The organism is Thioalkalivibrio sp. HK1, assembly GCA_000583135.1.
Classification (GTDB): domain Bacteria; phylum Pseudomonadota; class Gammaproteobacteria; order HK1; family HK1; genus HK1.
Genome location: JFBG01000017.1, coordinates 1 through 13,342 on the forward strand (window position 1 = coordinate 1; position 13,342 = coordinate 13,342).

At 55.0% G+C, this 13,342-nt stretch carries 9 protein-coding genes; 7 read left to right on the forward strand and 2 right to left on the reverse strand.

From position 1 onward, the window contains the following. The 6 genes from BF99_RS23325 to BF99_RS0106215 form a co-directional block, all read left to right on the forward strand. The coding region (locus BF99_RS23325) for a DUF1156 domain-containing protein (RefSeq protein ID WP_025770185.1) at positions 1-1,261 on the forward strand (1,261 nt) is incomplete at its 5' end. 40 nt (positions 1,262-1,301) lie between these two features. Continuing rightward, the gene (locus tag BF99_RS0106185) at positions 1,302-4,679 is read left to right on the forward strand and encodes a DUF499 domain-containing protein (protein WP_025770186.1); all 3,378 of its coding nucleotides are present in this window, start codon (positions 1,302-1,304) and stop codon (positions 4,677-4,679) included. 1,077 nt (positions 4,680-5,756) lie between these two features. Beyond that, the gene (locus BF99_RS0106195; RefSeq protein ID WP_025770188.1) at positions 5,757-6,890 is read left to right on the forward strand and encodes a Gfo/Idh/MocA family protein; all 1,134 of its coding nucleotides are present in this window, start codon (positions 5,757-5,759) and stop codon (positions 6,888-6,890) included. Between the two features lie 201 nt (positions 6,891-7,091). Beyond that, positions 7,092-7,751 carry a helix-turn-helix transcriptional regulator gene (locus BF99_RS23330; RefSeq protein WP_025770189.1) on the forward strand — a complete coding sequence of 220 codons (660 nt, stop codon included), beginning with the start codon at positions 7,092-7,094 and terminating at the stop codon, positions 7,749-7,751. Next, positions 7,744-8,883: an ImmA/IrrE family metallo-endopeptidase gene (locus BF99_RS0106205; RefSeq protein WP_025770190.1), complete on the forward strand. Its 1,140-nt coding sequence runs from the start codon at positions 7,744-7,746 to the stop codon at positions 8,881-8,883. The genes BF99_RS23330 and BF99_RS0106205 overlap by 8 nt, the downstream gene beginning before the upstream one ends. Before the next feature lie 638 nt (positions 8,884-9,521). Further along, positions 9,522-10,172, forward strand: a complete 651-nt coding sequence (locus BF99_RS0106215) for an ankyrin repeat domain-containing protein (RefSeq protein ID WP_025770192.1) — start codon at positions 9,522-9,524, stop codon at positions 10,170-10,172. A gap of 566 nt (positions 10,173-10,738) precedes the next feature. Here the strand turns inward: BF99_RS0106215 and ubiK are convergent. Then, positions 10,739-11,017: a ubiquinone biosynthesis accessory factor UbiK gene (ubiK, locus tag BF99_RS0106225; RefSeq protein ID WP_025770194.1), complete on the reverse strand. Its 279-nt coding sequence runs from the start codon at positions 11,015-11,017 to the stop codon at positions 10,739-10,741. Between the two features lie 237 nt (positions 11,018-11,254). Between ubiK and BF99_RS0106230 the strand changes: the two genes are divergently transcribed. Beyond that, complete coding sequence (locus BF99_RS0106230) at positions 11,255-12,850, forward strand: BCCT family transporter (RefSeq protein ID WP_025770195.1); 1,596 nt, start codon at positions 11,255-11,257, stop codon at positions 12,848-12,850. Positions 12,851-13,152: 302 nt separating this feature from the next. Here BF99_RS0106230 and BF99_RS22820 read toward each other — a convergent pair. Next, positions 13,153-13,342 (reverse strand): hypothetical protein (locus BF99_RS22820; RefSeq protein ID WP_231471320.1); only part of this gene is annotated, 190 nt, incomplete at its 5' end.

Here is a 13,342-nt window from a genome sequence, read left to right on the forward strand (position 1 = left end):
GGGGGGGGGGGGGTATGCTGATCAACTGGACGCAGCATCAAGCGATTGTTCAAAAGACAAGATTGTCTCTACAGATCCTCCCTATTATGACAATATTTTTTATGCGGAGCTTTCCGATTTCTTCTATCTCTGGCTACGCCGCTTGATAGGGTCGATCTATCCGGAGATTTTTTTCACCCTCGCTACCCCTAAAAAAGAAGAATTAGTTGCTAGTCGCTCAATTCATGGCGATAGGAAAGAAGCCGAAATTTTTTTCCTTGATGGCATGACAAAAGTCATGCATCGTCTCTCCGTGCAATCTCATCCAGCCTTTCCGCTGACTATCTATTACGCTTTTAAGCAGCAGGAAAGTAAAGGAGATAATGATAAAGCCAGCACTGGTTGGGAAACCTTTCTTGATGCAGTAATCAGTGCCGGTTTTTTGATTACGGGGACCCTACCAATACGTAGCGAGGGGGCATCCCGGATGATCACCTTGGGCACGAATGCCCTAGCCTCCAGCATCGTCCTAGTCTGCCGCAGACGTCCGAAAGACGCACCTACCGCCACTACCCGAGAATTCCTCGCCCGACTGAAGGCCGAGCTCCCCCCGGCTTTGATGCATTTACAGCGCGGCAATATCGCGCCGGTGGATTTGGCGCAGGCGGTGATCGGACCCGGGATGGCGGTTTATACGCGCTATGAGAAGGTCATCAATGCCGAAGGGGAGAAACTATCTGTTCGGGAGGCATTGGTTTGGATCAATCGGATTTTGGATGAGATCCTAGCGGAGCAAGAGGGCGATTTCGATGCCGAGAGTCGTTGGGCATTGATCTGGTTCGAGCAAAACGGCTTCGGTGAGGGGGATTACGGGGATGCGGAGTTGCTTTCCAAGGCCAAGGGTACATCTCCCCAAGGATTGGTAGGCGCCGATATCATCCGCTCGGCCGGTGGGAAGGTTCGGCTTCTCAAGCCGAGCGAGTTCAAGCAAGAGTCTTTGGCCGATTCTCGTATGACCGTTTGGAAGGCTTTGCATCATTTGGTGCAAGCGCATCAATCCGATGGTGAGGCGGCGGCTGCCGAAGTATTCAATAGCCTCGGTTCGCAAGTCGAGAGCGCCCGCGAACTTTGTTATCGGCTTTATAGCCTGTGCGAGCGTAAAAAGCGTGATGCCGAGGCTCGTCCCTATAACGAACTGGTTAGAAGTTGGCCCGAGATCGTGCGGCTTGCGCGGGAGAAATCCAGGGTTTCGCCTGACCAAGGCTCTATGGATCTAGGCTGACTTTCTGATAACGAATGAGAACCGACCAGCGGAGAATACCATGGCAATCACCCATAGCGAACGAGTCAGCAAGGCCCTTGACCTTCTCAAAGAGGGTCTTGCACCTTTTGTCGAGCGCGAAATCAAGTCGGCCATCAATTCCGGTCGGGTCGAAGGGCATGATTTTCAGGAATACCTGAACGATCCGATGTTGGCGGATAAGCCGATGGCGCAGTGGGATGTATCCGCCTTGTTGAAGGTGCTATTGGATAAGTGGAAGGAGGTTTTCAACATAATACTTGGCTCGGCGGATCGTACGTTGGTATTTGAGATAAAAGCGATTCGAAATCGATGGGCGCATCAGGAGAAGTTTTCGAGCGACGATGTCTATCGAACGCTCGATTCCATCGGGCGGCTCTTGGCGGCGGTGTCGGCTCCGCAATCGGAAGAGATAGAACGAGCCAAACAAGAGGTGCTGCGCATCCGCTTCGAGGAGCAAACCCGCGGTGAAAGACGCAAGCAAGGGGCGTTGATCGAAAGTGCGGATGTCGCGAATCTGAAACCTTGGCGCGAGGTTGTCAATCCGCATCCGGATGTTGCCGGCGGTCGCTATCAACAGGCGGAATTCGCCGCCGATCTTTGGCAGGTGCATTTGGGAGAGGGCAACGATGAATATCGAGACCCTTGTGAGTTCTTTCGCCGCACCTATCTCACCGAGAGTCTCAAACGATTGATGACCGGTGCTTTGCATCGCCTTTCCGGCAAGGGCGGCGATCCGGTGATTCAGCTGCAAACCAACTTCGGGGGCGGTAAAACGCACTCGATATTGGCGCTCTATCATCTCTTTTCCGGTGCCGATGCCACGCAGTTGGCAGGTATCGATACCATCATGCAGCAAGCGCAGGTGGATCGAATTCCGGATGCCCGCCGGGTGGTATTGGTGGGCAACAAGATATCCCCGGGCAATCCGGTTGTCAAAGAAGATGGCACGAGGGTTTCGACCCTTTGGGGGGAACTTGCTTGGCAGTTGGGTGGAAAAGAGGCTTATGAGGCGATCGCCGCCGACGATGAAAAAGCCACCAATCCCGGCGATCGCCTGCGAGAGCTCTTCAATCGATACGGGCCTTGCATCATCCTGATCGATGAATGGGTCGCTTATGCCCGTCAACTTCACGATCAGAGCGATCTCCCCGCCGGTAGTTTCGAAACCCAGTTCAGTTTCGCGCAGGCGTTGACGGAGTCGGCCAAGTTATCCGCAAACTGTTTGTTGGTCATCAGTTTGCCGGCTTCCGATAATGCAGGGGATTCGCCGCATACCCGCGCCGACGATGTGGAGGTCGGCGGTCAGCGCGGCCGCGAGGCGTTGGATCGCTTGCGCAATGTGATCGGTCGTTTGGAATCCCCTTGGCGGCCGGCGAGTGCGGAAGAGGGTTTCGAGATCGTCAGGCGGCGTCTCTTTGAGCCTTTTTCGGACCCTGGGCAATACAAAGATAGAGATGTGACGGCGCGGGTGTTCGCCGAGTTCTATCGATCCAAGCATCAGGAGTTCCCGCCCGAATGCAAAGAGAGCGATTACGAAAAGCGGATCAAGGATGCCTACCCGATTCATCCGGAGATATTCGATCGGCTGTATAGCGATTGGTCGACCCTTTTGAAGTTTCAAAGAACGCGGGGAGTGCTGCGTTTGATGTCGGCCGTTATCCACGGTCTATGGGATAAGGGTGATAAAAATCCGTTGATTATGCCGGCGCATATCGCTATCGACGATAGTGTTGTTCAGTTCGAACTGACGCGTTATTTGGATGATCACTGGATACCGGTGATCGAAAAGGATGTGGATGGTAGCGGCTCGCTGCCTTCACGCATCGATAGCGAAGTATCGAGCCTTGGCAAGTATTCCGCTTGTCGGCGGGTGGCGCGAACGATTTACTTGGGCTCCGCCCCGAGTGCGGGGGCGGCGCATCGGGGGCTCGAAGATCGGCGGGTCAAATTAGGGTGCGTCTTGCCCGGCGAGCAGCCGACGGTATTCGGGGATGCGTTACGTCGTCTTGCCGGATCTGCCACCTATCTCTATCAGGACGGCTCGAAGTATTGGTATTCCACGCAGCCGACGGTGACGAAACTTGCGGAAGAGCGGGCGCAGCAACTCGAGCGAGATGACGATAAAACGGTGCAGGAGTTGGAAAAACGAATCAAAAGCCAATTGTTAGATCGCGGGGATTTCGCTCGCGTTCATATCTTGCCGCGATCGGGGCAGGATATTTCCGATGAGGATTTCGATGCAGGCTTGGTGGTGCTCGGGACGAATCATCCCTATCAAAAGGGCAAGGACAAGGAGAACGCAGCCGAAGTTGCGGCCAAGGCGATATTGGAAAATCGAGGCACCTCGCCGCGAATCTATCGTAATACGCTCGTTTTTCTCGCCGCCGATGAGACCCGCTTGCAGGATTTGATGCAGGGGGTTCGCTACTACCTTGCGTGGAAATCGATCGTCGATGAAAAGGAGTCTCTCGATCTTTCTGCGCATCAGATGAAGCAAGCGCAAAATCGCAAGGACGAGGACTCGAGCACGGTCGATGCTCGAATCCCGGAGACCTATCAGTGGTTGCTGGCTCCGGTACAGGGGGATCCCAAAGCGCAGACTATCGAATGGGAGGCCATGCGCCTTTCGGGGCAGGACAAGTTGGCGGTGCGCGCCGCCAAGAAGTTGAGAAGCGGTGATATGCTGGTCAAAAGGTACGCCGGGACATCCTTGAAAATGGAACTCGATCGCGTACCGCTTTGGCGGGGCGATCATGTCTCTATCAAGCAGATCCTCGAAGATTTCGCCAAATATCCCTACCTATCCCGACTCGAAAAATCCAAAGTGCTCTTGGATGCGATAGAAGACGGGGTCTCGTCTTTGACTTGGGAGCGAGACACTTTCGCTTTCGCCGATAGTTACGATGAACAGGCCGAGCGCTATCGGGGGATTCGCTGCGGACAAAACATCAATCTATCGGGATCGGATGGCGGACTGTTGGTCAAGTCCGATGTCGCCCGCCGACAGATCGATGCCGAAACCCGGCAGGAGGAATTGAAAGAGGCGAGCGCTGCGCAAGAGGCGAAGGCGGCAGGTGGTTATGAGACCGCCACCGAGCACCCACAAGATTCAACAGCCGATATGCTCGGCGATACTTTGCCCCCGTCGCTTAGGCCTATCCAACCCAAACGCTTCCACGGCACCGTGGAACTCGATGTCGATCGAGTCGGACGAGATGCCGCCCGAGTTGCGGACGAGGTCATCTCCCATCTGGCAGGCCTCATCGACTCCAAGGTCAAGATCAGCCTCGACATAGAAGCCGAATTCCCCTCCGGCGCCCCCGAGCAAGTCGTCCGCACGGTCAACGAAAACGGCCGCACGCTGAAGTTCACCAGCCACCAGTTCGAAGAGGAATAGGGCGGGATTCCAACGAGGGAAAAGGGCCGATGCGGTGCCCCCTTGGTGCTGCAGGGGGCACTGTATCGGCCGATCGCTTTCAAAGGAACACCATCAAAGAGAGGAACGGCCTTTGACCTGTCCTTTGAATCCAAGAGGGCTAGGCTATTCTTTCGGATCGATTTTCTCGCCTTCTTTCAAGGGATGTCGTTCATGTATCCTTCGATGGCTCCCTTTGGTGCAAAGATGTCGGCTATTTACAGGGATCGGCGACTTCATGCGCTTGTCCTCTTCGGATATAATGGTGACCTTGCTGTTTTGTGCTTGACTCGAAGCGCCAAACGCTTTCCTGACTCGCTGGACAAATATCCAGCATGGTTTTCGGTAACTCTTGGTGCGGGCACTTCGAGATTTACCCTTAGTGCAGAGATTTCGATGGTTTTGTGGATCTCGCTGTTTCATTTTTGGCGTCCTCGTAGGAGAGTTATCGGGTTTTTGTCCTCGGGGTTTGGTTGAAGAGCAGGTCATGGTTGTTCTCCTTTTGTTGGTGGTTGGAAGTGATTTTCGGTGGTTTTTTTGACGGCAACTGTGTTCGCAGCTTCCGGTTTTTTTATGGTGATGCTTTTGCTCGGATGGCTAAGGCTTTTCCTGCCAGCGCCCAAGCCAATCTGAATCGGGATGGATTGTACCAGCCTTTGGGATGATGTCAATAGCTACGTAGAGTTTTTTCTACGAACATGGATGGTCAAATTCGATGATCGCTCTGGATGCTCTATGACCTTGAAACATCAAGATTTCATGCATGACTTTATCATGCTTTCTCGGTATCATCATTTTTCTTGAACATCTGAAAAATCATGCATGTGACGAATGTGTGAAATTTAATATTATATTTTTTCATGTCTATATGAAATTCATTGATTGTTTCCTTGATGGAAAATGCTATCGTGTTAAAATTTTCAAAAATTATTCCAGTGGAGCGATATAAGAGTGTTGGATATAGGTCTATCGTCCCTCTCCTTTCGGGGGCGCATGGCAGATGAGTTTGATGGAGGGTGGTAGGTCGAGACCAAGGCGGATAGAGGAGAAACGCACAAGATGACCAAACTGAAATGGGGCATGATCGGTGGGGGCGAGGGCAGCCAGATCGGTCCGGCGCATCGCTTGGGGGCGCAGGTCGACGGGCTCTTCGAGATGGTGGCCGGGGCGCTGGATCATCGGCCGGATGTCGGTCGTGACTATGCTCGGCGGCTCGGGATCGCCCCTGATCGTGCCTACGGCGATTGGCGGGAGATGCTCGAAGGCGAGCGCGCTCGCGATGATCGTATCGACCTCGTCACCATCGCAACGCCCAATAGCACGCACTTCGAACTGACCAAGGCTTTTTTGCTAGCTGGTTTCAACGTGCTATGCGAAAAGCCGATGACGATGAGCGTGCAAGAGGGTGAGGAGATCGTCCGCATCGCCAAAGACTCGGGCAAGGTCTGTGCGGTGAACTATTGCTATTCCGCCTATCCCATGGTTCGCCAAGCCCGGGCGATGGTTCGAGCCGGGGAGATCGGCAAGGTTCGCTTGGTCGTCAGCGAATTCAGCCATGGGCACCACGGGGATGCCGCCGATGCCGACAACCCCCGCGTTCGCTGGCGTTATGACCCGGCGACGGCCGGAGTGTCGGGTCAATTTGCCGACTGCGGCATCCATGCCCTGCACTTGGCGAGTTTTATTTGCGACGATCAAGTCGGCGAGTTGTCGGCCGATTTCGTCTCCACCATCGCCGGCCGAGCGCTCGAAGACGATGCGATGGTCAATTTTCGGATGTCCAAGGGGGCGGCAGGGCGGCTTTGGACTTCATCGGTTGCCATCGGTCGGCAGCACGGCTTCGAGATTCAGGTCTTCGGCGAAACCGGCGGTCTGCGCTGGGCCAGCGAGCATCCGAATCAGTTGATCCACACCCCGCTTCACGGACGCACTCAGATTATCGAAAAGGGCGAAAGCGGGTTGTACGAGGACGCCTCCCGCCTTACCCGAGTGGCGATAGCCCATCCCGAGGGATTTCTCTTGGCGGTGGCGAATATCTATGTCGATATTGCCGATATCATCAACGGCAACCCCCGAGACGGCTTGCCGAACGCTACTGACGGCCTGCGCTCGGTCGCCGCAGTGCACGCCGCCGTTGCTTCTGCCGCCGATAACGGAGCTTGGAAAGACGCCCGCCCGCCGATGTTTCGGTGAGAGCCACCGCCATCCTCTGAAATTCAACCGAGATGGGACATTCACGCTAAGGCTCGCTGATGGAAAAGGACTGATATTCTCGCCGAATCATGGCGATCAAGAGCCGAAGCACGCCGATGGCGGTATTGATCGAAGTAAAGTGACCGCTGTTTGTGTCGAAGACATCAATAACTATCATTGAAGAAATCAGGGGCTATCACCATGCTCAATCCAAGCTCATCGATCAAGGCGGGTTGGTTTTCCCCGCCGGGGGATACGATATCCGATGTCTCGGAAGATCGAGGTTGGACCGAGTGCGAACTCGCCGATAGATTGAATCTCGATGAAAAGACCATGAAGGATCTGCTCAAGGGCGACACTCCTCTGTCTCAAGAGATTGCCGCTCGTTTGGAGTGCGAATTGGGCAGCACGGCCTCCTTTTGGATGCGCCGCGAAGCGCGTTATCGGGAGGGAAGATATCTGGAGTCCAACGGCTACCTGATCATCGAAGCCATCGACATCACCCCCATCGACTCCGCCGATCCGGATGCCGCTATCGAGTGCGCACGACAAGCCATTGCCGCCGCGAGAGAGGCGGGCGAGCCTTTGGATCTGTGGCCGGGTCAGATCGAGGCCATCCGCGAGCTCGATATGGAAGATGATGACAGGTCGATACCGGAGATTGCGGCTGACTTGCTCGCCCGTCGCATCGATTCTTCGAAGTACCTGACCTACGATAAGCCGATTAGCGATGGCGGCAGCTGGATAGACACCGATAGCCGGAGATCCTACGATATCACCGCCCGTTTGGAGTTGAGTCAAGCATACGAGAAGGTGACCAATATCATCATCGAAGAGATAGAGAATTACCACCATGGCTGATTCAAACACACATATCGACTCGGATTGGCTCTCCCCGCCGGGAGATACGATATCCGATGCCTCGGAAGAGCGAGGCTGGACTCGGCATGAACTTGCCGACCGATTAGGCCTTGATAAGCGAAAAATCGATCGCTTGATCGAGGGCGAAATCCCATTGTCGGAGGACATCGCTTTCCGCTTGGAACGCGTAATAGGCAGCACGGCTGCTTTCTGGCTTCGTCGCGAGGCATACTATCGAGAAGGATTGGAGCGCAAACGCCGTGCTGAGCGACTCGCGGAATGGACAGATTGGCTGGATATTTTGCCGGTCAAGCAATTGATGGAATGTGGTGCAATTCTTAAAAGTCGTCTAGTCGAGAAGAACAAGCCCGCTATTGTCGATGGATGCCTTCGTTTTTTCGGCGTGGCATCGCCCGATGAATGGCATCGTGTCTACGGATCCAATGGTACGACGCCGGGGCGTTATCGGCGCACCAGTACGGGGAAAAGTGATTCGGGGGCGATTGCCGCTTGGTTGCGTTTGGGCGAGATCCAAGCCGAGAATTGGGAAGGGCCGGACTTCGATCGGACATGCTTCGAAGAAGCGCTAACCGAAATCCGACGGTTGACGGTTGTGTCGCCTCGGACATTTGTGCACTCCATGCGCATGTCGTTGAAAAACGCCGGAGTGGTTTTGGCCTTCATACCTGCGATACGAGGTGCGAGGGTGAGCGGAGTGGCCCGATGGTTATCACCGACCCGACCGCTCATTCAGATTTCTTTATATGGAAAGTGGAATGACCGTTTTTGGTTCACTTTCTTTCACGAAGCGGCGCATATCCTGTTGCATGGAAACAGCGAAAAAGAGCGCAATGCGATATATCTCGATGATCTTGGTGATGGTAAGAATTCATTGGAGAGCGCCGAGGAGGATGAAGCCAACCGATGGGCGGCGGATTTTCTGATCCCGCCTGAATCGGCGAATCGTCTTTTGGAACTCAAAACCGTGGATTCCATCGAAGAATTTTCCAAAGAACTGGGGATTCATCCGGCGGTCGTTGTGGGCCGATTGCAACACGAAGGCATTGTTCCCCAGAATCGAATGAACGGTTTGAAGCAGCGATTGACACTGATGCCGTCGTCGCATGATTGACAAAAAGCATGGAGTAGATAGCCACTTCTCTGTCGCATTGAGATCTGATTTCCAATAGATGAATATGATTTTTCGGAGATTTTATGCTCGTGCCGATATTTAAGGTAAAGAATACTTAATGCCCCGATGATACATTGGATAATTTTACAAGTAAATAATTTGATGAGAGAAATTCAAGGCGGACTATGAATATGGCAAAGGATAACCGGGGCGTGTGATCTTCCTTGGAAGGCGGATTGGATAGTCTGCAATGGGCGCAAGAACAAGGTCATCGATCGAGGTTGCTCTCTATGGATATGAGCGATGCTCGAATTGTCATTCACGAGCCGAGGATCATGTCAGCCGCTCATCCGTCATCGGATCCCTCACGAGAGTCGGGGACGAGGCGAATACCGATCGACCGGGGCTGCCCGGTCGAGCCAAGCCGGATCGCGAAAGACCATCGCCCCCGCACCACGGATGGCAGGAGAGAAGAGTGTTCCCTTTCTCGAAGCGAGGATCTCCTGCGAAAAGGGTGCTGGAATGCCCGTCGATCGATGAGTCGGGGTGGTTGACAATCGATACGGCCGGTTGTTATTTGGATTGCAATTTGCTATATTTCTCTCGTTGACCCTATTGCCGTATCGGAGCGATTCATCATGTCCCATCACCAGACCCTCGAGGTCAGGCGGCCGGTTTGTGGCGGTCTTTTATGCGCCATTGTCGGCTCGCTTGCGCTCTGTCTTGCGCCGGTTTCGGTATCGGCGCAGCCTCCGCCGATAACCAATCTCATTTGCACGGACAACTCGGTTGCCGAGCGCACCAAGTTCAGCGCATTGCTCGGGCATATCGCAGCCAAGAACACGGCGCAGTTGAAACAAGTGATCAGTCAATCGCCCAATATCGTCATTGAATGCCATGCGGGTAATGGATTTAACGCACTACATTATGCTGCCTCTTACGCATATACCGAAGGTGTAAAGATTCTGATCGCTGCCGGAGCCGATCGGCGAAAGCGGGGGTTGCTTCCGGATTATTCCCCGTGTCTCGAGACTCCCTACGGGATCGCTCGGATAATGAATCGATTTGGGGTGGGAGAACATAGGTCCGCCGAGCTGCTTGCACTGCTCGACTACGATCCGAGAAACGTTTCTTGGGTTGCCGGTAATGCCGGCGGCTCGGCGACAGGGGATTCCGACGAGGAAGTAGGCGGGACGGCGGATTCGGACGAGGGTGCGGTAGCGACGTCCGACACATGCAATGCTCGCGATAATGAAATCAGGAGATGGGTAGCCGGACGCACGCACTAACGCACGATCATCCATCTATCGCCCGGAGAATCCGGATAATACGACATTTTGTCATCAGAATTCGAATGAGATCGATATCTTGATATGGCAACGATGCCTATCCATGGTACGGCATCACAATGTGGAAAAGCCGAAAGTCCGCGCCTAGGCGCTTGCTCGTTGTGATTGGAAAGCGGGTGTAATAACAAAGAGCGAGATGACGCGGCGATATATAGCCTATGTTTGATGCTTTATTTCGAGAATCACATGTCAACGAATCCATTCTTTGAATGATTCCCGTGGTGCGCTAGGATTATCAAGAGAATTCCGATGTTTGTGCGGCGGTCGGAATGTCATCCACCGATCACTTCATTTCGAGCGTGGATATCGCCCCCGATCGGGTGTGCGAGCGCCTCCCGAGGGGGTTGAGTGTCGACGAGTCAAGTGCGGGGAGGTCTTCGAAGGCGTATCGGTGGGTGGTCGGGAGCGGGGGTCGGGCCTGCCGAGCGTTCGATGCGATGGAAGGGGCTGCGCTCGAAGGTCTCGGGGGTTGCCTTCGATGCCTGCTTGCGATGAAAACGAAGGCGTCAGTTCGAGTTCGAGGATGATTGAGGGGCATCGCTTTGATCGGCCTCTTCGAGCTTTTTTACCCGCTCTTCCAAGGCCGAGACCTTTTCTCGGGTGCGGGCAAGCACCGCGGCTTGGATATCGAATTCCTCCCTTCCCACCAGATCCATCTGGGCAACGGCGGTTTCGATCGCCGCTTTGAGGTTGCGGCGCATGTCATCCCCGATGGCGGCGACTCCCGGAGGCATGGCTTGCTGGATGCGCTGGGCGAACTCGTCGAGCTTTCGAGGATCGATCATGATGTCGGATCTCCTTGGGGTTTTCGATCGATGGAGCGACTGACCCGAGGGCCAAGGATTTTCGAAAAGACATATCCGGAATATTGTAGATTACCCCGATAGACTCCGTCATGGTCTCTTCGGCTTCGTCCACCGTTCTTGCCGATCCCTCGATCGTTCGCTCGACGATGTTTTCAGGTGGCCGTAATCGACCAGATCAAGGTACCGATCGAGATAAAAAAAGAGGAGGGAGGAGAGATGGACAAAATAGGCAAAAGCGAATCGACCCCGCTCACGACCAAGCATACCTTGGGCGAGCACAATGTTCGGGTCTTGGGTCTGGATATCCACAACCCGGTCTTCTTCATTTCCGGGATCGTGATCATCGCCTTCGTGGTGCTCACGGCAGTGTTCCAAGAACAAGCCAGCGAATTTTTCGGCAAATTGCGCCCTGCGGCCACCAATAACTTCAACTGGCTGCTCGCCATTTCCGGCAATATCTTCATTCTCTTTTGCATCGTCTTGGCGATTTCGCCCTACGGCAAGATCCGCTTGGGGGGTGATGACGCCAAGCCCGATTTCACCTATCCCGCTTGGTTCGCCATGCTCTTCTCGGCGGGCATGGGCATCGGCCTCATGTTCTTCGGCGTATCCGAGCCCCTATCGCACTACACATCATCGCTGGCGGCCGATGCCGGCACCCCCGAGAGTTGGGCTCCCTTGGCGGGGGCGGCCGGGGATGAAGCCGCCGCCGCTCGTTTGAGCATGGCTGCCACTGTCTTCCACTGGGGCCTGCACCCATGGGCCATGTATGCCGTTGTCGGGCTATCGCTGGCCTTTTTCACTTTCAACTGCAAGTTGCCGATGAGCATTCGCTCCATCTTCCATCCCTTGCTGGGTGAGCGGGTTTGGGGTTGGCCGGGCCATATCATCGATATCCTCGCGGTTTTCGCCACCTTGTTCGGGCTGGCGACCTCCTTGGGTTTCGGAGCATCGCAGGCCGTTGCCGGTCTCAATCACCTCTTCGGCATTCCGGCAGGCACCGCCAGCGAGGCGATATTGATCGTGGTGATCACCGCTTTCGCGCTCGTCTCCGTGGTGCTCGGTTTGCATGCCGGGGTCAAGCGTCTGAGCGAAATCAACATGATCTTGGCGCTGGTGCTCCTGCTCTTGGTGATCATCGCCGGTCCGACGGTGGCGATATTCAGCGGCTTGTTCAGCAATCTGGCGGCTTATTTGGCCGAGTTGCCGTCCCTGTCGAATTTCATCGGCCGCGAGGACACCAATTTTTACAACGGCTGGACCGCCTTCTACTGGGCTTGGTGGATATCCTGGTCGCCCTTCGTGGGCATGTTCATCGCTCGGGTTTCCCGCGGCCGCACCGTGCGCGAGTTCCTCGTATGCGTATTGATCATTCCCTCGTTGGTGTCGCTGCTGTGGATGACCTCCTTCGGCACCACCGCCATCGAGCAGGTCGCGGCGGGCAATACCGCCTTGGGCGAAGCGGCGCTGCCGTTGAAACTGTTTTTGATGCTCGAGGGATTGCCGCTGGCGGCCATCAGCGCTCCGCTTGCGATCATCTTGGTCGTGGTCTTCTTCGTGACCTCATCGGATTCGGGCTCGCTGGTCATCGATACCATCACCGCCGGGGGCAAGACCGACGCTCCGGTTGCGCAGCGGGTGTTTTGGGCCATCTTCGAGGGATTGGTGGCGATCATCTTGCTGGTTGCCGGAGGGCTCGGGGCCTTGCAGGCGGCTTCGGTCACCACCGGCATCCCCTTCGCCGTGGTGCTGCTGGCGATGTGCCTGAGCCTCTGGCTGGGATTGAGAGCCATGCGACGCTTGCAGGGCTAAGGGTTGCCCCGATCTCGAAGGCTTGCAAGAAAAGGCGGATGCCTGTTTCGGGCATCCGCCTTGGGTATTCGAGAGACGCTGCAAGATACGCTGTATGTATCAGGCGAGAGACGGGCGTTCGGTCGAGGGCTTGATCGAGCCCTGCGCTTTGAAGCGGATGTGCAACCCCCCGCGCGGGGTGTCTCGATGGCTTTGGTGCGCTACACTGCCCGCTTCCCGTCCTGCTCGAGAGCGAAGCGGGAGGCTTCGGGCGAGCGGCGCATTTTCGCAGACGCATCCTTTTAGGGTAAAATCGTCGGGTATTACTCGGAAAAATGCACCATGGACTCGCTCGCTTGCTGAAAGCGATGGGTGTTGGCCTTGGGCATAACCGTCAAAAACAGGGTGACCACCAAGGAGTGCATGAAAATGAGCGCAGCAATCCACGATGTCAAGGATTCGAACGTACAATCCACACAGGTACCCAAGGTCCCTGTGCCGACTGAATTGACT